The organism is Bradyrhizobium daqingense, from assembly GCF_021044685.1.
GTDB lineage: Bacteria > Pseudomonadota > Alphaproteobacteria > Rhizobiales > Xanthobacteraceae > Bradyrhizobium > Bradyrhizobium daqingense.
In genome coordinates, this window is sequence record NZ_CP088014.1 from 1,530,925 (window position 1) to 1,557,221 (window position 26,297).

Genomic DNA, 26,297 nt, shown 5'->3' on the forward strand with positions numbered 1-26,297 from the left:
ATGACTAGACCACGACGGCGTTACTGCTCGCACACGGCTACTAGCGTGGGTACCCGAGCGTTTGCGCGGAAGGATGGGCCATGCAGTCGATCCCTTGCTAGGTGTCGTCGGTGCCGGGGATCGTGCCGTTCTCGGAATACTGCCAGAGCTTCCGGTGCCGCGACGCCGACGTCTCCGGAGGTGACGATGCTGACGTCGACTCGACTTCAACCATTTCAACAGCGACGATGCAAACTTGGTCGCTTGGATCAGCCCTGCGGGCAGCAGGCCGCCGGAGCCGCCGCCGCCGCCGCCGCGGATGGTCGAGCAGCGCCTGGACGGCCTCGTGCAGATCGTCGAGCGGCTCAAACCCACCTTCGAGAAGGTCGTTCAATTCGAGCCGCAGCATCTCGTCATCCCAATCGGTGCGTCGAAGGCCTCGAAGAGACGCGACCAAGCGCGAAGCTCGAGACAATACCCGAGAGTGTACCAACAGCAACGGGACAGCTCGCAGAGATGGAAGCAAAAGTAAAAAGATCAAACAGCGTCATAGCAAGTCCGCCGATCTGGAAGCTAAGCGCGCGCTGAACCGCCTGAAGGAGGTTGACCCGGAGGGATATGAGGCCTTCCTTCGTAAGCGCGAGAACCGCGGGGACACTGGCGGTTTCGGCCCGGCTGGACGGGCGAGGCCATAGTCACCACCACATTCCTCGCCGTCGCATTCGCACAACTCTGGCGCGTCGTCGCCATGCGCAGCAGCCGCTCCGGTACCGTTTTCAACGAGTTCACGCGCAATCCATGGGTCTGGCTGCGCTCGGCCTGTACGGCCCTCTGCTCGCAGTCCCTCTCTACTGGCCGCCGATGACAGAGGTCTTCCACGTCTGCCACCGACGCTCACGATGTGGAGCATTGTCGCGGGCTACAGCCTGACGCCGATGCTGCTAATTCAGGTCAGCCGCGCCGTCATCGTGCTTGCCAAACGAAGCCGTTAAATGGTAGCCGCGTTGCTTGGCTCGAATTCGCCGTCTGCATCATCGTGATCGGCGTGGCCGGATGTATGCTCATGGTCATTGCGCCCTACGGAGTCCTGATCTCCGAGTGCGAGCCTATTGCCCTCAGGCGCCCGGCCAATTCCGTTCGCTCGCGTTCCCGCGGATTACAGCCCCCCGATCTCCCACAGCGGACCCAACGTCACTGCAAATTCGATCGCGAGGATGGGATGGCGGCTCGAACAAGAGCTCGTCCGAACGCTCTAGATGTTCTTGTTATGCGGTCAAGTTCGCCCATTCCACAGACCACCGATTGTGACGTCAGAAAGAATAGTGATCGCGTCTCAAGGACGTCAACAGCAGGGGTAAGCCTACAAGATCATGTAGTTGTAGTATTACTGTTTGCACGGCTCTCTGCTGGAGGCCGTTCGCTGACACGGGGGAGCCATGTCGACAGTTACCAGCGCAATTCGGCGCCTTTGGTGGCGACGCTTTCTTGTTCTTCTGGCGATCATCGTGGTCATTGCTTTGATCGCAGTCATGACCAGCTCCCAGCTTGGCGCGACAATCGAAGCTCTGACGCCGCCTGGTCTCCCTGAACCGGTTTCCGCGAGCGAGCAGGTTTCGCTCGATCAGGGCTGGAACGCCGAAGACGCCGATCGATTCCATCATAAAGCCCAGGGCACGCAGACCTTACCGATCCCGCTGTCATGGTTTCTCGCCCTGGAAGCGCCGCTGAACTCGCCTTTCGCTATCCCCTTTTTCAAACGAGAACGGTTTTCTGACAACCGCTATTTACTGCGGTTTGGATTCATAGAGTCTGCCGAAAGCGAGAACAATGAGTACGGTTTGCCGATCGGCTTTGCATATTCGCCGTTTCAGTCGATCCGCGGACTTTCGCGTAAGGAGACTGCCGTTGGATTGACCTGTGCCGCGTGCCATACCGGCCAACTGATCTTCAAAGAGAAGCGCTATGTCATTGAAGGCGGCCCCGCCGTGACCGATCTCGGTCAATTGACAAATGCGCTCCGCGCTGCGCTCGCACAGACCGCTTTGTCGGCAAAGCTACCCTTCTTCGACGGTCGCTTCGGGCGGTTCGCGAAGCGCGTTTTAGGAACCGAGTACAGCGATCTTACACGCGTCCAACTGTCCAAGGAGCTCGATGGAATACTTGGTGCTCTGATCGATCAGCCCGCTGGGATCGACGTCACGGAAGGGTTTACCCGCCTCGATGCGCTCAATCGCATCGGCAACCAGGTGTTCGCACTCGACCCCAAGCGCTACGGCAACTACGTCAACCTCAACGCCCCTGTCAGCTACCCGCACATCTGGACATCGTCATGGTTCGATTGGGTGCAGTACGACGGCTCGATTATGCAGCCATTGGTGCGCAATGCCGGCGAGGCGATGGGGGTTTCGGCGGAGCTCAACCTCACCGCCCCGCCCAAGGGGGGACGTTTTGCCAGCAGCATCCCCTTCGATAATCTGCACTGGATCGAACAACAGCTCGCTGGAAAGGACCTGCCGCTGGTGGCGAAAGCCTTCACCGGACTGAATGCGCCAGCCTGGCCCGACAGCTTTCCTGCGATCGACAAAGCCAAGGCCGCCGTGGGAGCCCAACTCTACGACAAACATTGCAGCGGCTGCCATCTTCCAGCGCTGACGCCGGACATCGTGCACGGCAAGGCCCCGGACGCGGAGTTCTGGAAGAACTTCGGCCCTATCCGCTGGCGCGGTCGCGATGGGCAGGAGAAGCAGACGAGGGAATCCGTACTCAACGTCAAGATCATCAAGCAAAGCCATATCGGCACCGATCCGGCCCAGGGCGACGTGCTGCGCAATCGCACCGTGGACACCGCCGGCAGCGAACTGGCCAGGGCGGGCCAGAGCAGCCCAGGGCTCGGCCTCGACATCGATGTCTGCCAACGGAAGGCTGACAACACGCTGGATACGATCCACCTCTCGGACCATGCGATGCAACTCTACGCGCTTGCGCTCGGCGCCGTGGTCCAATCCGGCATCGACGAATGGCTTCGGTCGACCGGGACGGTCCAAGCGGAGATCGAAGGCGATCGGCCGAACTGTCTAGCGGCAGGTTTCGGCTATAAGGCGCGTCCGCTGAACGGCGTATGGGCGACTGCGCCGTTCCTGCACAACGGCTCGGTGCCGACGATCTACGATCTGCTCAGCCCGGTTGCGGAGCGCCCACAAGTCTTCCTGCTCGGTGAGCCCAGCTTCGATCCTGTCCGCGTCGGTATCGTGACACGGACGGTCGCTCCTGAAGGCAGGACCTACGACAGCAAGGGCTACTTCATCATCGATACGTCGAGGCCCGCCAATCGCAATACCGGCCACGAATTCTCGAACGAGAAGCATGAGGGCGTCATTGGCCCTGCGCTGTCTCCGGAGGAGCGCAACGCAATCATCGAGTTCCTCAAGTCGATCTGAAATTGATTGGGTCAGCTCCAACTGGAGCAATAGCGAAGACCATCTCGCTCCCGCAGGGGGAAAGGTGGACGGAAGCCCGGATCGACCGACCAGGCGAAGCTTTTCGGAGTTAGGGTGCGGCAGCAATGGCGGAACAGAAACAGGGGCCGGCGGCGAAGTTCCTGAAATGGATGATCGCCAAACATCCGGATGCATTGTTCGCATTCATCCGGCGCGTCAGGCCCAACCTGGCGTTGGGCGCCGCGGGGCCGGTGTTCATCACCCGCTTCCCCGACGTGCAGGAAGCGCTGAGCCGCCCCGACATCTTCAACGTCACCTATGCGCCAATGATGGACCCTTCGGTCGGCCCCTTCATGCTCGGCCGCGACTGCACCGAAATAAACCAGCGCGACAAGGGTATCATGCGCGCCTTCATGCGCATGGAGGATCTGCCGGCAATTCGCCAGAAGGTGCGCAGCCTCGCCAATGCGTCTGTCGAAAAGCAGATCTATACCCAGAACCAGATCGAGGTGGTCAGCACGTTGTCGCGCCTGGTGCCCATTCAGCTGACCCGAGAATATTTCGGCTTTCCCGGCCCCGATCTGGCCTCGATGTTCCGCTGGTCGCGCGCGACGCAATATGACATGTTTCACAACCTGGACAAAGATCCGAAGGTGCACCAGGACAACATTGACGCTGGGCAGGAGATGCGCGCCTATCTGACACAACTGCTCCCGCAGCGGCGCGAGCAGCTGAAAAATGGGGCGCCGCTCGAGGACGTGTTCAGCCGCCTGCTGAATAGCCATTTTGACGATTCGATCGGCTTCGCCGACGAACGCATTATTACCAATATGATGGGCACACTGGTCGGCGGGATTGAGACCACATCGGCGGCCATCGTGCAGCTGCTCGACGAGTTGTTCAAGCGCCCGAGGATCCTGAAGGAGGCCATCGACGTCGCCAGCAGCAACAACGACCATCTGATGTATCGCTATTGCTGGGAAGCGCTGCGCTTCAACCCGATCAATCCGTTCGTGGTGCGCCACTGCCGGACCGATTACCGGATAGCCAAGGGCTCGCTGCGCGCGACGACAATCAAGGCCGGCAGCACGGTGCTGATCTCGACCCGGTCGGCGATGCGCGATGGCTTGCAACTGCCGGCGCCGTCCAGCTTCGCGATCGACCGGCCGGAGTCGGTCTACATGCATCTGGGCTACGGGATGCACACCTGCCTCGGCGACCAGATCAGCCGCATCCAAGTTCCGGAAATCGTTCGCCGCATCCTGCAAATCCGGGGCGTCCGTCCCGCCGCGGAGATTGACTACGCAGGAGGGCCGTTTCCAGAGCGTTATCCCATCACCTACGACACGCCGGTCTGAAGGCCGGACTTCCCAGCAACGAGCCGCGAGTACCGATCCGGCCGCTGGCGTGGCGGCCTCTGGCGTCAGCACTAGGTCGGTCGTCGCGAAGTCTCCGTCACGCGATGCGCGTGAGATGCGTGAGGCAATAATCAATCGTGTCGGTGGTGTGTTCCGCTTGCGAAACACATCAATAGATGAGAGGCAGAGCTTCGCATGCGCGGCTACTACATTGGCTTACCGAGGAAATGGTTTAAGCGAACGGAAGCCGTACGCTGAAGCGGGCCTCGGCAACCGGCAGTTATGCACGAACATCGCGCAATCAGCGCAACAGCAATGATACGCTCAAACGGCACCTGCAGGATCACCATTACGCACGACGCCGACGACTACAAACAGCGCATAGCATCGAGCGCTGCTTCTGCTCGCTGATACACTCTTTCGACGCTTGGCACCCGTTATGACAGGCGAATAGGACAGGCGAACCGTAATTTTACCGGCTTCTTCATCGATCTCGCGGCCGCATTGGTCTGCGGTTGCACGCGTTTCCCCGTAGCTGTCCGGATTGGCAAGTGTTGGAACACGGTGTTCTACTTGAAAGAACACCGGCTGAGGGATTTTATACTTAAACTGTCTTTTCACTAAATTCCGGTGGCGAGGCCGCGGGACTGCATCGTCTCGCGGCCCCATTGATTTTTCGTCGTTGAGGTCCGGGCGAGCTCCTCCACCGAATTCCGACTCTTTACTCCCAGAAGGGGTAATCGCTTCGATCGCCCGTTGGCATTCAGACGCGTCAAATTCGGGCCGTCGGCAAGTCCTCGCTGGACAGCATTCCGGAGTATGTTGTCGTGGAGTGCACATGGCTGCTGCCAACCTGATCGACAGTAGCGACAGCGATCGTACGAAAACGCGCTCCGCATCGAACATGGCGCGCGCTGTTTGACGTCCCAAGATGGCTGGAGTTCTCCCATCGAGACAGCTTCGGCCGAGCTTGTTTGGCTTTCTGGCTCTGCCAAAGGGCAGAGCCAGACTGATACAACAAAGTCGGCTCGCTGTCGCGCGCGCCATCGAAAACTGCCCCCTCGACGTCACGAGGAATTGCCCCCTCCTTGGATAGCCGAGGAGAGAGCGAATGAACGAGGAACAGAGCTGGCCCCGGTTGTTTGGACAGCGCCCCGCTGGATTTAAGTGGATTCCTGCCGGGTTATGCTGAACGCGGGGCTTTACGATTTTGTCGTTGCGTCGGGAGGGCGTAGCCCGACCAGAGCGACGACAAAATCGTCGGCGACGGTCATGCGGCCATCACCATAGCTTGCGTGCCGAAGTAAGCCTCGTCGGGCGTGCGCCCGTCAAGGCTCGAGTGAGGGCGTCCCTGATTGTAGAAGGCCAGATACTTGGCAATTGACGCTCGCGCCTCGGACACGCTGTCGTAGGCGCGGAGATAAACTTCTTCGTATTTGACCGTGCGCCAGAGCCGCTCGACAAACACGTTGTCGCGCCAGGCGCCCTTGCCATCCATGCTGATGGCGATCTTCGCGTCCAGCAGCACATCGGTGAACTCGAGGCTGGTGAACTGGCTGCCCTGGTCCGTGTTGAAAATCGCGGGCCTGCCGTGCTTCGCCAACGCCTCCTGGACCGCTTCGACGCAGAAGGCCGCCTCCATTGTGATCGAGACGCGATGGGCCAGGACCCGTCGGCTGAACACATCGACGACCGCCGCGAGATAGACGAAGCCACGCCGCATCGGAATGTAGGTGATGTCCATTGCCCACGCATGGTCGGGCCGCTCGATCTTCAATCCGCGCAACAGGTACGGGTAGATCTTGTGACCCGGAGCCGGCTTGCTCGTGTTCGGGCGACGATAGACCGCCTCGATCCCCATGCGCTTCATCAGCGTCGCGATGTGGCGGCGACCGGCGTATACCCCCTCCCGCCGCAGCAACGATCGCAGCATACGCGCTCCCGCGAAGGGATAATCGAGATGCAGCTCATCGAGCCGACGCATCAAGGCAAGGTCCTCGGCCGAAACTGGCCGAGGTTCATAGTAGACCGTGCTGCGAGCCAGCTTCAGGACCTTCGCCTGGCGCACGATAGAAAGATCATGACCGCGGTCGATCATCGCTTTGCGCTCAGCAGGCCCGCCTTGGTGAGCGCGCCGGACAAAAAATCGTTTTCCAACGCCAGCTCGCCGATCTTGGCATGCAACGCCTTCAAATCGACCGGCGTCTCGGCCGATGTCTTGTCATGCCCAAACACGCCGGCGGCGCCTTCCAGGAGCTGGTTTTTCCAGATCGTGATCTGGTTCGGATGAACATCAAACAGTTGCGCCAGCTCCGCCAGTGTCTTGTCTCCTTTGACCGCAGCCAAAGCAACCTTCGCCTTGAATGCCGGAGAATGCGTCCGGCGGCTCTTCTTCGTCATCTTCGCTCCTGATTCGCAGCAAGAATCCTCGCCGCTGTCAGGCAGAAAATCCACTCAAGCTACTGTCCGAATTTGCGGGGCCAGCTCTAACGAATCAAAGGCTTGTCGTGGAGTAATTCACAGGGGCAGGTGATGAATACGCCGGATGACGTGACGGAGATGTTGCACCTGAGGGTGTGTGGGTGAGGTCTGAAGCGGATTGCGCGCCAGCTGGGCTGCAGACGGTGAAGGACTACGTGGCGCGGGTGGGTGAAGCCTTCAAGTCGCCTGAGCGGGCGAAGCGGGTCATGGCCTTGAAGGCTGGCTGCGCGAGAGGTTCATTCGACATCGCGGCAATGCGGATGCGGTCCGTCACGACCTGTTGGCCGAAAACGGCTTGGCGGTCAGCCGGCGAACGCTGCGACGCGCCGTGCAGCCCTACCGCCAGGCACTGAAGGCCGAAGCTCTGGCGACGACCCGGTTCGAGACGCCCCCGGGGCGGCAGCTACAGATCGACTTCGGCGAGCGTCTGGTCGATATCGGCGGGGCGAAGGTCAAAGCATTTGTGTTCGTGGCGACCCGCGCCGAAAAGCAAGAGCACTGGTTCGCTGGGCTCGAGAGCGCATTCACGACCTTGCCGGAGGAAGTGCTGAAGGACAATCCACGCGCGCTCGTGGTGCGCCACGACAGGTGAGCCGGTCGGTTCAGTTTGACGACAAGCTCATCACGTTCGCGAAGCATTGGGGCTTCCGTCCTCGCGCCTGCGCACCGTATCGGGCGCGCACAAAGGGCAAGACGGAGAATGGCGTCCGCTACGTGAAGAAGAGCGTGATCGCGGGGCATTCCTTCGCGAGCTGGGAGGCATTCGAGACGCATCTCGCCGAGTGGGAGGGCGGGGTGGCGAACGTACGTATCCACGGCACGACGGGCGTGGCGCCGATCACTCGCTTTGCGTGTGACGAGGTACACCGGTCGAAGCCGCTCGGCGTCGCTCGGATCGCCGCGCGAACTGGCCCGCGTCGTCGGCAACGATTGTGCTGTCGAGATCGATACGAACAACTACGGTACCCTGGCGGCTGATCAGCGAGCGCGTGGCGGTGACGGTCGCGGCTGGCGAGGTGCGCATCCACCATGGCATGCGCGAGGTTGCGGTCACAGGCAATCGGAGGATCGCCGGCTGCGGATCGTCGAGTTCGCCCACCTCGACGGGGTTGCCTGTCGCGATGGCGCGGTCTGCCAACCAGCAACCGCGACACCGACAGTGCCGGCGCCTTCACCACTGCCCTCGTTGTTACGTCCTCTTGCCGAATACGAAGCTACGATCGGAGGGAGCTTCTGATGGTGCGTACAAAGAAGGTCACCGAAGCACCAATCGATTGGCTGGGGGCCATGCTGGCGCGCTCGCAGCTCTCCGGCATCCGCGACCAGCTCGACAACCTGCCCGACGAGACGGCGCGCGTGAACCTGTCGGCGCGTGAGACGCTGATCCTACTGTGCGAGCGCGAGGTCGTGCGCAAGGATCATAGACGCAGCCGTCGATCGACCGAAGCAGATCCGCGACCTGGCCGCCGTCACGTTGGATCGCCAACGGCGAGAACGTGCTGCTGCTCGCGCGCTCGAGTCAGGTTCATGCTGCCCACCTCGCTACCCCCTTGGAGTTGAGTTTCTTTTTGACCCGGATCGCCAGACGATGGCCGCCGGAACCGCCGCGCCCTTGACTTGGGGATGTTCCAGATCAACCGCTTTGACCATCCACGGTGCGCCTTTGCACAGCTGCTGCGCAGGCAAGCTCTGTTCTTCGATCAGACGGCGAGCCGTCGAAGGACTGACTTTCAACGCAGCTGGGCGCGCTCGTCCTCTCGGTAGGCCGCGATGGCGTGTTGGTTGCGCAGACTGCGAACGCGGACGCGGACGCGGGCCCAACTGTTGCCACGCCCTGTCGACCTACTGGCGCGGTTGAGAACCGCGGCGATGATGCTGTCGGGCATCTGACGCGCGAGGACACGAACGAGATCGACCACATCCGCCGCGGTGCTCGCCGGTGCGGTTCCTCCTCACCTGCAATGCCGTGTGATCGCCGCCATGCCAGTGGACAATCAAGTCCAGCACCTCGTCGCGCATGCGCACAACGATCTCATTGATGAAGCTTCGGATGATCCTGTTGCGCGTCGCAGCTGTTGCACCCGGACTTTCCCAAGCTCTCTTGAGTTCGGAATCAAGCGCAAGTAACCGATCGCGATCGATGTCGCTCAACGTCATCTCCGGCGTAGCCAACAACGTGTCGCGCTTGCCCTCAAGCTCGCGGACAGCGACCAGGCGTTCGTTCCAGCGCCGCTCCAGCTCGCCGGCAACAAGGCGATTGTCCGAATCGACAGCCTCGTATCGCCGAGGAGCGCGAGTTGCCTCGTAGCGTGCCTGCTCCAGAGTCAACTCGAGCTGACGCAGCTTGTCGGCGTGTTCACAGCCGCGCGCTTCCATGGCCGCCAGCGCTGCCTGTATACCCAGCGGCTGCAGCCGCGCGATGACCTCCGCGCTGATCGCGCGATCCGCGCGCAGACCGCCTAATGAGATGCACGGGTCTCCACCATGGTTGATCTGGCTACCGCGGCAATGATACCGCCCGACAGTACTGTGCGTACCGCTGTAGGTAACGTGAAGTTTGCGGCCGCAGTGGCCGCAACGAAGAACCCGCGAGCCGGCCTTCGCCGCTGCGAACCGAGCCTCGACTCATGAAGCGTTTCGTTGGCGTTGTCGGTGATCAGGCCCTGATTCTTCTCGAACTCCGCCCACGTAATGTAGCCCTCATGGTGGTCCTTGATCAAAACCTCCCAGTCGTTGCGCTCGCGCCGGAAGCCCCGCACGATCCTCTTGCGGCCGGCCTCGATCGTCACCCGACTGCCCGAGCGCCCGAAGACATAGGCGCCAGCATAGGCGGGATTGGTCAGGATGTGGTAGATCGTATTGTACACTGGTAACTTCCATTCGACGTGGCGGCCCTCGGGGCCATGGCCGCCCCCCGGGCAAAGTGATTCGCTCCTGCCGTAAGCAGAGGTGGACCTGGCGCGGTGTCTGCATCTCGGCAAACTTGGTGAACACGAGTGCGAGCGCCTCCTGAATGCGCCGATCAGGGTCCTTGTCGATCCGATCGTTGGAGACCTTGAGATAGCCGATGGCGACGTTGAGGAAGAGCTCACCCCTGCGTGCCTTCTGCTCCAAGGCTTCAAGCGAGCGTTGCCGAACGATAGACAGCTCCATCTCGCTCATCGTGCCTTTCATGCCAGCAGAAGGCGATCGTTGGGATGGCGAGGATCGTCGACGCCATCCTCATCGACGATCAGTGTTCCAACGAGCCCGTAGAACTCCAGGAGCGTATGCCAATCCTGCCGTTGCGCGCCAGCCGAGAGGCCTCACTCGAGACCACAGCGCCAACTTGCCCTTCGCAAATGGCGGCGAGCAGCTTCTCGAAACCGGGACGCGCGGTGCCGCCACCAGAGCGACCGAGTTCGTCGTCGATTGCGGCCACCTCGCTCCAGCCCAGCTGCCGGGCAAGGTCGGCCAAGCCGTACTAGCGGCGCTCGCTCTCGCGGTTGTTGATGACCTGGTCTGCCGTCGACTGGCGAACGTAGACGACGGCCTCAAAGCAGATCCGCCGCTTCCGGTGGATCGTCTACTGGAGGCGCGTCTTCTTGCCGCGATCCTCGACCGGCTCCTGCACCACCGCCACGTGCTGACGATCCGCGGCGACAGCTACCGACTCCGCGCCAAGAGTGGCTTCATCAAACCGCCGACCGCCGGTGACGGCCGTCCGGTCGGCTCCGCCTCCCTCCGTCCCGTCACCGGCGGAAGCGACCATCAAACGTCCGATGGTGGGGGCAGTTCTTCATGACGAAAAGGGGGCAGTTCCGGATGGCGTTCGACAGACTATGCTCAAGGTTGAACCCGGGCCAACTCAGCATCAAGGGCGGATAGATCCCTACCTATTCTGGGGAGGTCTTCGCTACATTGCCTTCTGATATGCTGCCCCGACGACTACAGTTTTCCAAGACAGAACGAAACAACATGACTCACCACGTGGATCTCGGACCTGGTGTGGCAAGCATACCAGCGCCAAGAAATCTTCCAAACCGTTCCGATCAGGGAGTGAGTTGGAACAAGTCCTACGAAGCCATCAACGCTTGTGGCCAAAAACCTCTTTTACGAGAGTTACTCACGCAACTACGTCAGCCTGCTGTCTTTCCCACTATGGCAAGGATCGCGGCGGATACAACTGACCTGGGCGTCAAGTACGACGAGGGCACGACAGCAACGTTTTCGCTCGATAGAGCTAACGCCGTTGTGCGAGCGATCGACACGCCTGACGATCAATCAATGCACGAAAGCTCTCGCGCGATCCCAAGTTGCGTTGTTCAGTAGGTCGACGGCGGCAGCGTCGTGGTATCCAGTCCCGTTGCCTTGATCCGACAATCGCGAATCGCGGCGATGATGCGCCGAGACAAGAACATCAAGGAGCGCGGACAACATGCGATAATTGGAAAGCCGCTGTACTACGCATATGAGTCTCGCAGACGAAAGCTCTCTCTGCCGGTGACCGCGGACACGACGTTGGCAATGGAGGTTTCGCACTTAGCATGTGTTTTGACCAAGAAACTTACGAGAACCGCTCAATACGAGACGAGGTGATGATTCCTTGCCTAGTCTGGACCTCGACGCGCGACACTTGGCTGGCTGTTTGCTCGTGCCGGAGCCCGGTTCAGGCAGCCATCGCCCGATGTTCGCCATGCCCTGACTTCTTCGCACTTGCAATATCAAAGGCGTCCTCATGTCATTCCCTTCGCGGACGGTTGCAGGCTGCCGAACCGTGTCGACCTTGAGAACGTCGGAGCTTCCTTGGGAAGGGCGGGGCGGGTTCCAGATAGGGCGTGGAAGCGCAGAAGCCCGCCAGGAATATGTAGATCCAAGCATTGCCTACCAAGGAGCCTTCGTCCGAAGTGGCCGTCAAAGTCAGCCGTCTGAGACAGGCGGAGATCTCGGAAGGGAAACCAAATGCACCCGGCGAGTCCCCGTCGGTGCATCCATTCCGCTCACCGTCAGATGTGTCGATGCCATGCTCCTCCTTGGAAGGCCAATGCCAAAACAGAGCCCCGAAACGACTTCATGACAGAAGAATCAGATATCAGATCTGCGAACGCAAACATTCGTGCAAGCACTGTCTGGACAATTGTGCTCGGCTTTGCCGCGGATCCGTTGATGCGTTGGAGCTGGCCTGACCCAAGGCAATACCTTAGAAGCATGCCTCAGTTCATTGACGCCTGTGGGGGCCGAGCATTTGCACATGGCACAGCCTACGTCGCGGGAGAGATTCGTGGCGCGGCCCTGTGGCTGCCTCCCAACGTGCAGCAAGATGAGGAGGCATTGGATGCAATCATGGCGCTATCCCTGCGCCCGGAGATTACCGAGGATATGGCACACTTGCGGCGGAGAATGGCCGAACATCGTCCCCACGAGCCACATTGGTATCTGCCACTCATTGCCGTCGATCCGAACTGGGTCGGAAAAGGGCTTGGCACGTTGCTGATGAACTACGCCCTTCAACGATGCGATGAGGACGGCATTGTTGCCTACCTCGAAAGTTCGAACCCTGAAAACATTCCCTTTTACCAACGTCACGGCTTCAAGGTCGTTGGTGAGATACAACACGGTTCTTCGCCGCCGCTCACGCCAATGTTGCGAACGGCTTCATTCCGACCCAGCAAGGCCGCGCCGCCGGATCGGCTCGTCACCCAGACTCAAGCATAGCTCCGCCTCATCCCGTTAGGATTGATTGCCAATAACCTGACATGACCGCGTTCGGTCAGGACGGCTTATGTTCGCGGCCAGACAACTGAGCACGTGAGGCGGCTCGCCGGGCCTGCGAAAAGCATACCAATCGTCTCTTCGGCAAAGTTGGCACGTCTGATGTGAGAGCTGGCGGGGTCAAATCCACTAAGCTGGGATATTGCCACGGGCGGCTGCATCGATTTGCGGTCGGGCTCCAGACAATTTTTGATCTAGGGTCCAGACTCAATTGAGCCAATATGCGACGAGAGCGGCGAGATGAACAGCGGCCAAAAAATTACGGGCGAGCTTGTCATATCGCGTGGCGATGCGCCGGAAGTCCTTGAGCCTGCAAAAGCAGCGTTCGATGACATTTCGTCCTTTGTAGGCGCGTTTGTTGAAGCGATGGATGACGACACGGTTAGATTTATTGGGGATTACGGGCTTGGCGCCACGACGAATGATTTCGCCGCGAAGCTTGTCGCCATCATACCCTTTGTCGGCGAGGAGCACGCTCATGGGTGGCGCGAGCGCCAGGACATCGGGAGCCGCAGCGATATCGGCATCCTGGCCTGGAGTCAGATGCAGGACGACCGGCCGGCAGAGCGGATCGCTCAGCGCATGGATTTTTGTCGTGCGGCCTCCGCGCGAGCGGCCGATTGCTTGATTGTGCTCCCCCCTTTTCCGCCGGAGGCACACCGGTGAGCTTTAATCGAGGTCGAGTCGAGCGACAGTACGACGCCGTCTTCGCCAGGCTTGGCCAGCGCTTCGAAGATTGCGCACCATCGTCCTCGCTTGGCCCAGCGATTGAAGCGATTGTAGATCGTCGTGTAAGGGCCGTATTCACGTGGACAATCACGCCATCGTGCACCCGATTGCAGCATGTGAATGATGCCGCTGACGATGCGTCGGTCGTCGTCCCGATCCGGCCCCGTCAGTCCCCTCGGCAGATGCGGTTCGATACGCGCCCATTGCCTGTCGTTCAGCCAAAACAAACCAGCGCGCATTCTCTCGCCCCCGAATCAACACGTAGGCAAGAGAATCACGTGGCGCTATTTAGGTACAGACCCTAAGGCCACAGAAAGCGATGAATGGCGAGACGCGTATGGCTACCGAAACCCGATCCGGCCCAACTCAATTCGCGGACCGCGAACCGATCGATGCCAACATTCAGGATGTCCAGGGTTGCTGTTCCCCTGTTGGAGAATTTGCGACGCCACTTCCAAAGGTTTGAGCACATCTTGGCCGATCGCAGGCGCTGGGTCGTCGAGCGCACCTTTGCGTGGCTCGGCAGATGTGGGCATCTCTGCAAAGACTTCGAAGGTTCCGCCGCTACCGAGCTCGCCTGGCCGCTCGTCGCCCATCTGAGGCTCCTAACTCGCCGATTGGCCAGGCCTTGAGACATCTATGTTTTTTGAGTGAGGCTCTCAGGACAGGCGCTCGGCGAATTTCGAACCTCGACCTCGGGGCTGCTCCAACTGGTTAACTTGACTGTGCCGTCTTGACGAGTCTGGGCAAAGGCTTCTATATGTGGTGTCGTAGTGGTTTTAAATTCGCATATATGGTGGCACGGTGTTAGGGGGGAACCCATTGTGTCGGCAGCGGCTATTCCGAGGCATTAGCGCGACAGCGCTGGGAAGGCCGACAGCCGCAGCGACCCGCGAGCCAGGAAACCTACCGCGACAGAACCCATGTCCTCGGGCGGGGTGCCCGGTGGGTCGCTTGCAGCCGGGGACATTTGCCCGGTCCCCTCGCAAGTCGTCCGCACGGTCCCAGCCCCCAAATATCACGGGGTTGCCGATGTCGGCGTCTTACGATTTCGATCAGTATGGTCATCTCATTGAGCTGCCGAGTGTGCGGCAGCCCTCAGCGCAGGCAAAGCCTACCACACCTGAACTGTGTCTTGTGCAGCCCCCAGCATTGCCGGCTCCCCTGCCGAGGCCCCCCGCGCGATCGCCAACTCCGTCTGACCTTTCGCTCGATCGGTCGCGCGACGACCTGCTGACCTCGTTTGGTAGGCTGACGCTGACCGACCGCTATCTGCTCGCCGGCGAAGGCCTCCAGGACATGTTCGCCCGAGTGTCTTGCGCCTTCGCGGACAATGTTGCGCATGCCCAACGTCTATATGATGCGATGTCTCGGCTGTGGTTCATGCCGGCCACACCGGTGCTCTCCAACGGCGGCACGACGCGCGGCCTTCCGATCTCGTGCTTCCTTAACTCAGTGTCGGACTCGCTCGAAGGCATCGTCGGCACCTGGAACGAGAACGTCTGGCTTGCTTCCAATGGCGGCGGCATCGGCACCTACTGGGGTAATGTTCGCTCAATCGGCGAGAAGGCGAGGGGCGGCGTCACCTCGGGCATCATCCCGTTCATCCACGTCACGGACGGCCTCACGCTGGCGATCAGCCAGGGCTCGTTGCGGCGCGGCTCGGCGGCGGTCTATCTCGATATCCACCATCCCGAGATCGAGGAGTTCCTCGAGATCCGCAAGGCGTCTGGTGACTTCAACCGCAAGAGCCTCAACCTACATCACGGCATCAACGTCACCGACGAGTTCATGTGTGCCGTGGGCGCCGGCACCGCATTCGCTCTGCGCAGCCCGAAGACTAACGAGGTCGTCCGCGAGATCGACGCCCGCCAGCTGTGGCAACGCATCCTTGAGAACCGGCTGCAGACCGGCGAGCCTTATCTCTTGTTCATCGACACCGTGAACCGTGCGCTCCCCAAGCACCAGCGCGAGCTCGGCCTCGAGGTCTCGACCTCCAACCTGTGCAGCGAGATTACCCTGTCGACCGGCATCGATCATCGCGGCGAGGAGCGCACCGCGGTTTGCTGCCTGTCGTCGCTCAACCTCGAGACCTGGGACCAGTGGAATGAGGAGCCCGGCTTCATAGAGGACGTCATGCGCTTCCTAGACAACGTGCTCACGCACTTCATCACGGTGGCGCCGGACGGAATGAAGCGTGCCCGCTACGCCGCCCTGCGCGAGCGCTCCGTTGGCCTCGGCGTCATGGGCTTCCACTCGTTTCTCCAGGCCAAGGGCATTCCAATGGAGGGTACCTTGGCCAAGTCATTCAATCTGAACATGTTCCGAAAACTCCGTCGCGAAGCCGACGCCGCATCCGTGGCGCTCGCTCGCGAGCGTGGCCCGTGCCCGGATGCCCTGGAACGCGGCGTGATGGCGCGCTTCAGCCACAAGATCGCAATCGCGCCGACCGCCTCGATCAGCATCATCTGCGGGGGCACCAGCGCCTGCACTGAGCCGATCCCGGCCAACATCTACACCCACAAGACGCTATCCGGCGCCATCTCGGTGCGCAATCCGCACCTCGCTAAGGTGCTGGCCGCGAAAGGCGCCGACACCTCGGCGACCTGGGAGTCGATCATCGCGCACGACGGATCGGTCGCCCATCTCGACGTCCTGTCGGAGCACGAGAAAGCGATCTTTCGCACCGCCTTCGAGATCGACCAGCGCTGGATCGTCGAGCTTGCCGCCGACCGCGCCGCGTTGATTTGCCAGAGCCAGTCGATCAACCTCTATCTGCCGGCCGACGTCGATAAGTGGGACCTCCACATGCTGCACTGGACGGCGTGGAAGCGTGGGGTGAAGAGCCTCTACTACTGTCGATCAAAGTCGATCTCGCGCGCGGCGTTCGCCGGCAAGATTGCCGGGGATGCAACGCCGACGCAGCAGCCGGCGCGGCAGCGCACCGACTATGAGGAGTGCCTCGCATGTCAGTGATCGATCTATCGCGCGCCGATCCGCGCACGTTGATCGGCAAGGGACGCGTCGGCCTCCTTGACTCGACCGGCAGCTACGACGTCGATCGCTATGCCTGGGCTTACGAGTTCTGGAAGCGCCAGCAGCAGACCCACTGGATGGGCGAGGAGGTGCCGCTCGGCGCCGACCTCAACGACTGGGCTTCGGGCCGCGTCACCGACAGCGAGCGCGCGCTGCTCACCCAGATCTTCCGTTTCTTCACTCAGTCGGACATCGAGGTCGGCGACAACTATTTCAAGCGGTACATTCCGATCTTCCAGCCACTCACCGTCCAGATGATGATGGCCGCTTTCACTAACATGGAGACGGTTCATATCGACGCCTATGCCCTGCTACTCAAGACGCTCGGTATGCCTAAGACCGAGTTCGAGGCATTCCGCGGCTATGCGCAGATGCGCGCCAAGGCGGACTACATGCACGAGTTCGGCGTCGACAGCGTGGCGGATGTCGCCCGTACCCTGGCGATGTTCGGCGCCTTCACCGAAGGCATGGCCTTGTTCGCCAGCTTCGCCATGCTGCTCAACTTCCCACGCCACAACAAAATGAACGGCATGGGACAGATCGTAAGCTGGTCAGTGCGCGACGAGAGTCTCCACTGCGAGGGCATCATCAAGCTATTTCACGAATGGCACCGCGAAACCGGCGCGGTGACGCGCCCCGTCCGCGACGACATTGTCGACGTAGCCAAGACCATGGTGAAGCTGGAGGAGAACTTCGTCGAGCTCGCCTTCGGCCTTGGCAAGATCGAGGGGATGCTGCCTGAGCATATCCACGCCTACGTCCGCTACGTCGCCGACTGGCGACTGGCCCAACTCCGGATTGCCCCGGTCTTCGGCTTCTTCGAGGCGAAGGAGGGCGGGTTCACCCAGCTCAAGGCGCATCCGCTGCCGTGGCTCGTCGAGATTCTCAATGGCGTCGAGCACGCCAATTTCTTCGAGCAGCGCGCCACGGAGTACTCCAAGGCGGCGAGCCGCGGCAGCTGGGACGGAGAAGACGGGGTGTGGGCGACTTTCGGCCGTATCTAGCCCATTTTATTCATGCTAGCGGCATTGACAGCGGCAGGCGCCGATAGTCGTCGCCGTCACCCGCCAGCATGACAAAGGCATAGAACCGGACCTCCTCATCGTGGCGTCTTGATTGCAGCGCGACAAAGCCGGACACACAGATGGTTTGTTGGGTTAAGCCGGTACATGCGCTCCATTGCTGATGGCGGCTAGGGTTTACAGTATTTCCGCAGGTCGGTGAGGTGGGTCTCGTCAACCACCTTCATGAAGTCAATCAGCGCAACACGGCTACGCCCTTGAGCAGACGAATGTTCTCGATGATCGCCACGGCCGCCCCCCTCTTAGGGCTAGAGGGGATTACTATCACGCAATCGGAAGTTGTAAAGAGGGGCAACCCTGTCAAAGGGGGTCATCTTCATTGCAGCCCGGTCGGATCAGGCAAACCGATTTGTTCTTCATCCCCCTTCGCGTTTGATTTCGTCGCCGACCCACTGGCGGTCTTCCTCGGCCGTGGCTTCGCGGAGGTGATCTACTACGAGCAGACGCTGGCAATGCGGCTCGGATGACAGCCGCGTTTCTGTCCTAACACAAGAGTTCCGCTTCAGCGCTGCCGATCCACCTCTCGAGATTTTGCATCCGCTCTCCGAGGCGCTCCCAATTGATCCGCGCCAGCGGGGGTTCGGCAGGCTGATCGGGCGCAGAGATCGGCAGCGACGATGACGCAAGCCATCACGTCGTCGACGTTATGTCCCACCCTCGCACGAGCGCCGCTTCGACCGCTCGTCGGCCTTTCGTCCGAGGTGGCCAGTGCGGCCTCGACCTGGTCGACCAAGTCGTAGCACGAAGGTGCGCCCGGCTCGCACCTCGGCTCGCATTTCAGTGCGCTGCCTGTGCGATGAGCGTGCTGCGGCCGACCGGAACGATTGTAATCGATGACCTGTGTCTCCCTAAGCGAGGGCCGGGTTAACTACGACGGTCGACAAAACTATTTTTTGCCTCATCATTCTCCGACGGCCGGAAAGCCGACGGTGATGCAGGTGGAGGCACGGGGCCGGGAAATCGGCGCAGCCAGCCACTAAGCGGCTGGCGTTCGACCACGGCAGCACGCTTGAGTTCGCCGCGATCTCGCCGTGGCGCTGCGTCATAACCAGATCAGCCAGATTCCTTTGAACCACGCCTAACCAGCTCGAGCCGATGTACCGACAAGAAGCCGATAGCGCTATTGATGCGAGTCCCTGTTGCCAAGGTTTCTATGCCGCGATGCGGCTCAGGATATTGGTGCGAACCCGCGCCATTTTGGCGAAGATCGATCAATAGGTCGTGGCGATCACGCCACCCCACCGGTAGTTCACACGGACCAAGCCGATATCGACGTCCTGACCGATACGGGCAGTCCCTGCAAAAGTGCCCACCGGAACACCCACGAGTCCGGGTGAAAAAAAGAAATCCACATCCCGACGACCCATGAACAGGTGGTCGTATTCAACGCCGATGGACCAGTTCGGAGCAAAGCCAAATTCAAGGCCCGCCCCTACCGTGCCGCCCCAACGAGTTTCGCTGCCGTTGTCGATAGTGAGCCCGGTCGCAAAATCGGAGACCCGGTATTTGTCACGGACGACTGCAGCCCCACCTCTTACATAGAGCAGCACGTTATTCCAAGCATAGCCGACTTGGCCCGTGAACAGGCCGAATGCATCAAGCGTGGAGTCATCCCGGACGCCTGCGAAAGCAAGGTTCGCGTTGGAGCCCTTGAAATCGGCCCAATTGCCCTGCGTCTCCAGACCGAACACCGAGTTCGCTATTTGCCAGCGGTAGCCGATGTGACCGCCCACCGTGCCTCCCGTCGCATGATGGCGCCCCATGCCAACGGGCGGAGCGACGACCACGCCGCCGGCGTTGACCACGTCCCAGCACTGCCGACGTAGAAGCCGCTCCAATCATAGATCGGAATGACCGCCGGAGGCGCTTTGAAGTAAGGCCGCGCGGCCGGATCAACGGCAGAGGCAGGAGCAGCCAGCGTGTTGAGGGCTACCGTGCCCGCTAGCAATTTTTTTATTCTTCTGAATCCCAGTTTCGAATTCGACGCCCCCGACGGGATATTGACGACGATTGCCACGTTTCCGCCACCTCCATCAACTGCAAGGGTTGGTAGTTGACGGGGTCGCAAGCGCCGCCTGAGCGGCCGGTCGATGGGCAAAGTGCATGTCGGGTCGGTCGCGGATGCTGTCCGCCGACTGTTGATTAAGTGGCTTGACCCGAAAATGTCTAATCGCGGTTACCCGTCCTGCGCGGCTTCGAGCACATCAGCATGACAAGAGTCAGCGCATCGACAGCGAGTCAGTTTCCTGATTGCAGCTGCTCCGCGTGTCCTCGTTCCGCCCGTATCGACCGTTCGTCGGCCATTGGATGCAAGTGTTCCCGCTTACGGCGAAGCTTCGACGGACGAGCCGCATTCAATCCATTTCGTTCCGGGCGGACGATGCATCCGCAGTAAGACGGAGGCGTGTGTAGGGGCCGGCGATAAGGCTCGGCGCCGCATCGAGTTAAGAGTCCAGAATTTCTTGCTGCGGCTGGCCTTCTCGATCACGGCCAGTACCCTCTTCGATACATGAAATTTGAGCCGCGAAACAGGCCGAGCGACATCCCGAGAACTGGCTATTCCAGGAGCTCTCACAGAACTCCCAGCCGAGTTCGGTATTGAACGACTGCGCTCGGAGCGGCCGACTACGGCACCCATCTCCAACAGCCACGTGAGCCGGTTGCTGGAAGACCGGGCGCCGTGTCGTCTTCGCCTTCATCGTCACCGAGTTCGATGCAGAAGCTGCAACGGCGCAGTTCGGCAAGGTCGCCGATCCGCTCCGTCCCAAACTCGAAGCGGCGATGATCCCTGAGTGCGCTCTCGCGCATCCGAAGCTGAGCAAAGGCGTCAAACGAACGGCGCCTTCGAGAGCTATCGCACGCTCGATCCCGTGGCTCTGCTGGCGGAGATGAGGGACGCCAAGATCGAGCTCGGCACGCGTATCGGCGCCCGGCCGCCCCTTGCTTGCTGCCAACGGAGGGAGAGGCTACTGCGATAAGAAATATCATGTCTTGTCGATACGGGCTTAGTCGTGTCGCGTGATCATTTTCATTCACGACGCATCCTCGATTGTCGAATTAGCGAACCAGGTTCAAGGCATTCGCTTTTGCGGAAAATGCTACCCCCTGCGCCGAAATGTTACTGTCCGCTGCAATCGATTTGGTTCGGCTTGATACCCCGGAACTGTCCACGCAAGGCTGTGACTGTGATTTGTTTTGACGGGGTCTTCGTTGGCCCACCACGCATCATATTCATACGCTGATTTCGGGAGGGAGCGACCGATAAGCATCTCGATGTCGGCAAAGGTCATCTTGAGCGAGGCAGAGCTGTTTGCGACCAGCTTGTCTCTCAAAGGGTTATAGATCGACATCGGGCTCCCCCATCCAACGATCTCATATTATATAGCCAATCCGGACTTTTCGTCACCAATTGCGGATTTTGTCCGATATTTGTCGGTTTTCGTTCGCAGCGGCACTGACGCCGCCGCGACATCATGTCGAGCAGCAGCCACGTCTGCGCCGAAGGCAGGCGGACGTACCACCTTTTACGGCCCTGAACATCGGCCTGAGCGGCTCTCGAGCAATGAAGCTACCGAAACGATATAGCCTATCCGGAGACTTTCGTTCATCTCGATGTGTTAGGCCCGCTGGCATTGGCATATGTTCGAAGAAAAGCGCGAAGCCGTGCCTGCCATTGAGATGCCGGTTTCGGCTCTTGTGCTACAGCATCGCAAGTGGGCCGCCGGTCGGGTGGAGATATCCTCCGGTGGCCCTGACGGTCAGTTTCAATGCGCTGTCATGCTTTTAAGCGGCTAGCGTGGCCGCCATGGATCCGACAGGTGCATGCAGACGCTCGCCCCGCAGCACAGGGGAATTGCGGCTTTACCAGAATTAAGCAGCGCCTCGATGAGGCGACCCAAGCCCAGCAACAGGAACGCTGGTGCTTGAAATCGCCCTCAGGCCTCGGAGCTTCTCGGCGGCGCTCCAACTACTGAGAGCCTCGTGTGTTAGATACGTCGCGGCCAATTCATTCCAGGATCTCACGACCTGATTCCAGCTCTCTTTTCGGGCGGGCAAGAGCTCAAGCATCCTTTGCGCCTTGCGGGCAGCGGCAAACCTCCCGTCTCGCGTAGCGTCTTTCAGAATTCTCCGCACCAACACTTCGGTTCGCTTCCATCCGGCGCCCGTCGATCTATCCTCGGCCAAGGAAGCGAAGTACACTCGAAAGGTCAGGGCACGTTCGGCGGCGATGCCCGATGCCAAGCTTGGCTCGTTCAACCATCGGTAAAGAGACTCGAGCTGCTCCGAGTCGCCGAGCGTGAAAGTGTCATCATCCCCGAAAACCAAGAATGTCGCGAAACCGGCGATCTCAAGTTGCATGCCCAAATCTTGTGAGTCCAGCCAACGGGTGATTGCTTCTAGTGGAGACATAGCTTTGCTCTCCTGTGGGGTTGATCGCGATTCAGCCCGGAGGACACCGCGCGGGTCAACTACAAGAATTTGTAGCTGACGGAAATAAAGAGCTGTCAGGCGTGCCGCCGCTATGGTGTTTCTGCATTGAACGGAGGGATTTCCGAAGGACGGCTGAGCAGCGCCACCCCGCGCCGACGACTTGCAAATTCCGAGCCTCGTTACTCCAAGAGGCGCTTGTTCGATTGGAGAAGATTCGGCGGCTTGCGATATCCGTTGGAACATCAAGGACGAGCCCAACCCCGACCAGCTCGAAGGAATTGACGCTCTGAAGCACGGTCGCTAGGGCAAGGTTGTAATCTTTGAGGCGATCAGCGAACATGACGGATGTGCGGATTGACACTTCGACGTGGGAGCGCGAGTACGGGAAGAAGCCAAGCGGGCGCCGCTATCGGCGCTTCCGGATCATATCGCCCAGTATTGCAGTCAAAGACTATTAATTAAGAACGGAGATCCCAATGACGTTCCCCAGGGCGTGCAGGGGGGCAATAGAAAGGGCGCGGCAACGCGGTTCGGCTCAAATCGTGCTGCTACCGTGAGGGACCCTGACGAGTTTGACGATCGAACGCATGTTTTCCCGAGGGCTGAGACGGAACAAGAGCTTGGGATCACGGTCATAATGGAAAAGTGGATCGTCTCCCAATCCGTCATCAATCCAGCCTTTGACTCTAACGAGAGAGAAAAGACTGGCTAGCAGCTAGGCGACATCTCGCTCTCGACACTCGATCTCGCCGATTGCAGCCGCGATCGCTCGTGAATAAGGGAAGCGACCAAGGCCCGGCAGTTGGTCTCCCCGGTCACAGCAACAGTCCAGCCCTATCACTACAAGGCGCTGCTCCTTCCGAGCCCACCAAATTCGGTAGTTGAGGCGACCGCGGCAGATTTGCAGAGTAAGGCCATCTGTCGATCACAGGGGCGAGGCCGGAGCAAGCTTTATGGCTGGCGTTCAATACTTCGTGTCGCGCCATAAAGGCCGGTGGAAGGTTGCGCTCAATTTTGAGTACTCCGGCCCCTACGCCACTGAGGAAGAGGCGACCGCGTCGCCGTCGACGCCGCGGCAGGGCACGTCGCTCAGGTTCTCGTTCAAAGGGAAACCACCAATTTAGAATCGAGTGGACATATGGCCACGACCCATACCCCCACCAGCCAGCTAATCGCTGACCACATGAGATCGGCGCCGACCTTTCCCGCCACGCCCGCCCCGCAACACCAAAGCGCGTGGCATCAGCAGGGCGGAATCTCACACCGAACACTTATCCACTTTCCGACCGCGCTTCTGAGGCCGGCCCTGTCGAGCGCTGCCGTGCCAGGTTCTGCAGCGGGCGTGCCCTTGGTCTGCGTGGGGAACAAGGCGTTCGTCGCAGGTCAACAAGATCGGCGGCGTCAGCGACGCCAGCATCTACAAATGGAAGGCCAAGTTCTTTCAGCGTCGAGCCTTGCAACGGAAGCGCGCGGTTTCGTCGCGCCTAGAGTAGAATATTAACATTGCAACCGTCTAGGTTGTGTGCGACCATAGGCTTGGGTCTCAGAAACCGAAGACAGCATCAGTGGCCATCAATGGGCCAGCGTGCTAACAGCCCCGTTCGGCGGGGACGGTGCGCCCGTGTCCAAGGGCACCCCAAAAGCACATTGGCCGGTCACGATTACGGTTTCTGAACCCCGGCAGCCAGTCCGCTACCGGCATCAGAGCTAAAAGCAAAATCCATGAACCATCAGCGAATCTCGCGCCGCGTCGTGGCGATCGCTCGCGTCTGTAGTCTCGAAGTTCTGCACGACAACGAAACATCTCAGCAGAGGGCCGACCGGTTGATGGCACCGCACAAGCGGGGCAACCGTTGTCCGTTGTCAAATGATTTGAGGCTGATTAGTCGTCCGTGAAGAAGGACTAAGCCACTGATCGGGAATCTCGATTTGGGCTAAGGGGCATTTCCAGATTGCAAGGTTTTGATGCTTTGGGCGTCAGAACCTTGCGATTTGGTTTTCGTGGATTCCCTCGAAGCGGGAAGCATGATTCCTTGTCTGCATCGGAGGGAACGATGCGGCCGAAGAAGCACAAGACGACGGGATCGAACGATCTGTTCCGGGCTCGGCTCGACCAGATCATCAATATGAAGCACGAGCTGGTTCTGCTCGCCGGCAAGGTCGATTGGGACTGGATCGACGGCGAGATCGCGCCGCTCTACAGCGAGAACGGCAGGCCCGGGATCGAGACGCGCTTCATGATCGGTCTGCTGTTGCTCAAGCACATTTACGGGCTGTCCGATGAGGAGGTGTGCGAGCGCTGGGTCCATGACCCATACTTCCAGTTCTTCACCGGGGAAGAGTTCTTTCAGCACACGTTCCCGCACGAGCGCTCGGACCTGAGCCATTGGCGCAAGCGGCTTGGCGACAAGCTGGAGTTGCTGCTGGCCGAGAGCTTGCGGGTAGCGCACGAGGCCGGTGCATTACGCAGCCAGGACCTCAAGCGGGTTACGGTCGACACCACGGTGCAGCCGAAGGCCATCACCTTTCCGACCGATGCCAAGCTGCTGCATGCGGCCATCAAGGGGCTCAACCGCCTGGCGATCAGGCACGGCGTCAGGCTGCGGCAATCCTATGCTCGCATCGCCAAGGCCGCCGCGATGATGGCCGGCCGCTACGCCCATGCCAAACAGTTCAGGCGGCATCAGCGGCAGTTGCGTATCCTGCGTAGCCGGCTGGGCCGGATCATCCGCGACATCCGCCGCAAGATCGAAGGCCAGCCAGCACTGGAGCAGGCGTTCGCCCTCCCGCTCGGCCGGGCCACGCAGATCCGCTCGCAGCAGCAGCGCCAGCGCGGCTGGAAGCTCTATTCCTTCCATGCCCCGGAAGTGGAGTGCATCGGCAAGGGCAAGGCCAGCGCGCCTTACGAGTTCGGCGTGAAGGCCTCCATCGTCACCAACAACCGCCGGGCTCCCGGTGGCCTGTTCGTGCTGCACGCCAGCGCACTGCCCGACAACCCCTACGACGGTCACACCTTGCGGGACGTCATTGACCGCACCGAGACACTCACCGGCTGTCCGATCGAGCGGGCCTATGTCGACAAGGGATACCGCGGCCACGACGCACAAAATCCCCGTCGCGTCTTCATCTCCGGCCAGAAGCGCGGCGTTTTCGGTGTCATCAAGCGCGAGCTGCGCCGCCGCTCCGCCATCGAGCCCATCATCGGACACCTGAAGGCGGAAGGCCACCTCGGGCGCTGCTACCTCAAAGGCCGCGCCGGCGATGCCGCCAACGTCGTCCTCTCAGCCGTCGGACACAACTTCCGCCGCATCCTCGCCTGGCTGAGATATCTCTTGTGCCTGTTCCTGGCCCAGCTATGGCGCACGCTCGCCCGGCCAGCCTCGATCAATCCGGCTTCTTAACGGACGACTGATTAGGCGGCTGGCGAAAGGAGCGTCGGGCTCCTCAGGGGCGAGAGTTTAAGCGGCCTGCACTCGATGCTGCAAGCGAAGGTTGCGTCTCATCGGCGCTATCCTGCTCGAGCGGCGCCCAAGTTGAGCACCCGCAAGCAAGAGTCGCACGGGCGCATGTCCGTCGTCACGACGATACCCAAGGAAAAGGCGAAGGGGTTTGTTCGCAGGCTCGCTGAAGCTCTTTCCGGCAATCATAGTCAACGGCCCCGGGTTTGCCGGAGGCCATTTGGTTTAAGTTATGCCGCCTTGGCTGGTTGTTCCAGCATGGCGTAGTAGCGTTGCTCGGCTTCGGCCGGCGGGATGTTTCCGATGGGCTCCAGGAGCCGCCGGTTGTTGAACCAGTCGACCCATTCGAGAGTGGCGAACTCGACGGCCTCGAAGCTGCGCCATGGCCCGCGCCGATGGATCACCTCGGCCTTGTAGAGACCGTTGATGGTTTCGGCAAGAGCGTTGTCATAGGAATCTCCGACGCTGCTGACAGACGGCTCGACGCCAGCCTCAGCCAGGCGCTCGGTGTACTTGATGGATACGTACGTTAAAGTGCTGGTCAAGAAAGCTGAC

General features: G+C 60.4%; 18 protein-coding genes, 3 pseudogenes and 1 riboswitch. Of the genes and pseudogenes, 11 read left to right on the forward strand and 10 right to left on the reverse strand.

The annotated features are described in order from the left end of the window. Positions 1-97: 97 nt before the first annotated feature. A complete protein-coding gene (locus tag LPJ38_RS07105; RefSeq protein ID WP_011082854.1) occupies positions 98-388 on the reverse strand; it encodes a hypothetical protein in 291 nt (96 codons plus the stop codon). 1,027 nt (positions 389-1,415) lie between these two features. Between LPJ38_RS07105 and LPJ38_RS07110 the strand changes: the two genes are divergently transcribed. After that, positions 1,416-3,416 (forward strand): c-type cytochrome, encoded by a 2,001-nt coding sequence (locus LPJ38_RS07110; RefSeq protein ID WP_011082853.1) that lies wholly within the window; start codon positions 1,416-1,418, stop codon positions 3,414-3,416. 125 nt (positions 3,417-3,541) lie between these two features. Further along, positions 3,542-4,774, forward strand: coding sequence for a cytochrome P450 (locus LPJ38_RS07115; protein WP_011082852.1), 1,233 nt, complete (start codon positions 3,542-3,544; stop codon positions 4,772-4,774). Positions 4,775-6,044: 1,270 nt separating this feature from the next. On the opposite strand, the gene LPJ38_RS07120 is transcribed toward LPJ38_RS07115, so the two are convergent. Next, a protein-coding gene (locus tag LPJ38_RS07120; RefSeq protein ID WP_109866565.1) for an IS3-like element ISRj2 family transposase occupies positions 6,045-7,174 on the reverse strand; the annotation gives its coding sequence in 2 pieces (ribosomal slippage) (positions 6,045-6,922 and positions 6,922-7,174; 1,131 coding nt in all). 376 nt (positions 7,175-7,550) lie between these two features. On the opposite strand from LPJ38_RS07120, the gene LPJ38_RS07125 reads away from it, so the two are divergent. Continuing rightward, complete coding sequence (locus LPJ38_RS07125) at positions 7,551-7,847, forward strand: hypothetical protein (protein ID WP_125459292.1); 297 nt, start codon at positions 7,551-7,553, stop codon at positions 7,845-7,847. 246 nt (positions 7,848-8,093) lie between these two features. On the opposite strand, the gene LPJ38_RS07130 is transcribed toward LPJ38_RS07125, so the two are convergent. Beyond that, positions 8,094-8,393 carry a hypothetical protein gene (locus LPJ38_RS07130; RefSeq protein WP_028144341.1) on the reverse strand — a complete coding sequence of 100 codons (300 nt, stop codon included), beginning with the start codon at positions 8,391-8,393 and terminating at the stop codon, positions 8,094-8,096. Positions 8,394-8,491: 98 nt separating this feature from the next. Here LPJ38_RS07130 and LPJ38_RS07135 point away from each other — a divergent pair, with 98 nt between their 5' ends. Then, on the forward strand, positions 8,492-8,815 hold the full coding sequence (locus tag LPJ38_RS07135) for a hypothetical protein (RefSeq protein ID WP_014490252.1): 324 nt from the start codon (positions 8,492-8,494) through the stop codon (positions 8,813-8,815). A 282-nt stretch (positions 8,816-9,097) separates the two neighbouring features. Here the strand turns inward: LPJ38_RS07135 and LPJ38_RS07140 are convergent, their stop codons facing one another. The 3 genes and pseudogenes from LPJ38_RS07140 to LPJ38_RS07155 all read right to left on the reverse strand — a co-directional run bounded on the left by LPJ38_RS07140 (position 9,098) and on the right by LPJ38_RS07155 (position 10,667). Beyond that, the gene (locus LPJ38_RS07140) at positions 9,098-9,631 is read right to left on the reverse strand and encodes a transposase (RefSeq protein ID WP_011082845.1); all 534 of its coding nucleotides are present in this window, start codon (positions 9,629-9,631) and stop codon (positions 9,098-9,100) included. 332 nt (positions 9,632-9,963) lie between these two features. Beyond that, positions 9,964-10,347: pseudogene (locus LPJ38_RS38085) on the reverse strand (recombinase family protein); the annotation flags it as partial. A gap of 140 nt (positions 10,348-10,487) precedes the next feature. After that, positions 10,488-10,667 carry a recombinase family protein gene (locus LPJ38_RS07155; protein ID WP_277996271.1) on the reverse strand — a complete coding sequence of 60 codons (180 nt, stop codon included), beginning with the start codon at positions 10,665-10,667 and terminating at the stop codon, positions 10,488-10,490. On the opposite strand from LPJ38_RS07155, the gene LPJ38_RS38260 reads away from it, so the two are divergent. Continuing rightward, a complete protein-coding gene (locus tag LPJ38_RS38260) occupies positions 10,584-11,039 on the forward strand; it encodes an ATP-binding protein (protein WP_018647508.1) in 456 nt (151 codons plus the stop codon). The genes LPJ38_RS07155 and LPJ38_RS38260 overlap by 84 nt on opposite strands. A gap of 1,268 nt (positions 11,040-12,307) precedes the next feature. Further along, on the forward strand, positions 12,308-12,949 hold the full coding sequence (locus tag LPJ38_RS07165; protein ID WP_043900134.1) for a GNAT family N-acetyltransferase: 642 nt from the start codon (positions 12,308-12,310) through the stop codon (positions 12,947-12,949). A gap of 264 nt (positions 12,950-13,213) precedes the next feature. Here LPJ38_RS07165 and LPJ38_RS07170 read toward each other — a convergent pair. Then, a protein-coding gene (locus tag LPJ38_RS07170) for an IS5 family transposase (protein ID WP_110115998.1) occupies positions 13,214-13,974 on the reverse strand; the annotation gives its coding sequence in 2 pieces (ribosomal slippage) (positions 13,214-13,635 and positions 13,635-13,974; 762 coding nt in all). A 246-nt stretch (positions 13,975-14,220) separates the two neighbouring features. Between LPJ38_RS07170 and LPJ38_RS07175 the strand changes: the two are divergent. The 4 genes and pseudogenes from LPJ38_RS07175 to LPJ38_RS07190 all read left to right on the forward strand — a co-directional run. Continuing rightward, positions 14,221-14,367, forward strand: a pseudogene (locus LPJ38_RS07175) (transposase); the annotation flags it as partial. A 125-nt stretch (positions 14,368-14,492) separates the two neighbouring features. Next, a riboswitch (cobalamin riboswitch) is annotated at positions 14,493-14,663 on the forward strand. Positions 14,664-14,767: 104 nt separating this feature from the next. Beyond that, entirely contained in the window at positions 14,768-16,711 is a 1,944-nt protein-coding gene (locus LPJ38_RS07180; protein WP_014490246.1) for a ribonucleoside-diphosphate reductase subunit alpha, read from the forward strand. After that, the gene (locus tag LPJ38_RS07185; RefSeq protein WP_014490245.1) at positions 16,702-17,775 is read left to right on the forward strand and encodes a ribonucleotide-diphosphate reductase subunit beta; all 1,074 of its coding nucleotides are present in this window, start codon (positions 16,702-16,704) and stop codon (positions 17,773-17,775) included. Before LPJ38_RS07180 ends, LPJ38_RS07185 begins: the two co-directional genes overlap by 10 nt. Positions 17,776-18,062: 287 nt before the next feature. Beyond that, the gene (locus tag LPJ38_RS07190; RefSeq protein WP_014490244.1) at positions 18,063-18,320 is read left to right on the forward strand and encodes a hypothetical protein; all 258 of its coding nucleotides are present in this window, start codon (positions 18,063-18,065) and stop codon (positions 18,318-18,320) included. Between the two features lie 744 nt (positions 18,321-19,064). Here the strand turns inward: LPJ38_RS07190 and LPJ38_RS07195 are convergent. Continuing rightward, a complete protein-coding gene (locus LPJ38_RS07195) occupies positions 19,065-19,658 on the reverse strand; it encodes an outer membrane protein (RefSeq protein WP_011082835.1) in 594 nt (197 codons plus the stop codon). Between the two features lie 1,293 nt (positions 19,659-20,951). Continuing rightward, positions 20,952-21,203: a DUF7662 domain-containing protein gene (locus LPJ38_RS07200; protein WP_014490241.1), complete on the reverse strand. Its 252-nt coding sequence runs from the start codon at positions 21,201-21,203 to the stop codon at positions 20,952-20,954. Positions 21,204-24,338: 3,135 nt separating this feature from the next. Here LPJ38_RS07200 and LPJ38_RS07205 point away from each other — a divergent pair. Then, a complete protein-coding gene (locus LPJ38_RS07205) occupies positions 24,339-25,685 on the forward strand; it encodes an IS5-like element ISBj5_B family transposase (RefSeq protein ID WP_011084757.1) in 1,347 nt (448 codons plus the stop codon). A 287-nt stretch (positions 25,686-25,972) separates the two neighbouring features. On the opposite strand, the pseudogene LPJ38_RS07210 reads toward LPJ38_RS07205, so the two are convergent. After that, positions 25,973-26,269: pseudogene (locus LPJ38_RS07210) on the reverse strand (integrase core domain-containing protein); the annotation flags it as partial. Positions 26,270-26,297: the final 28 nt, after the last annotated feature.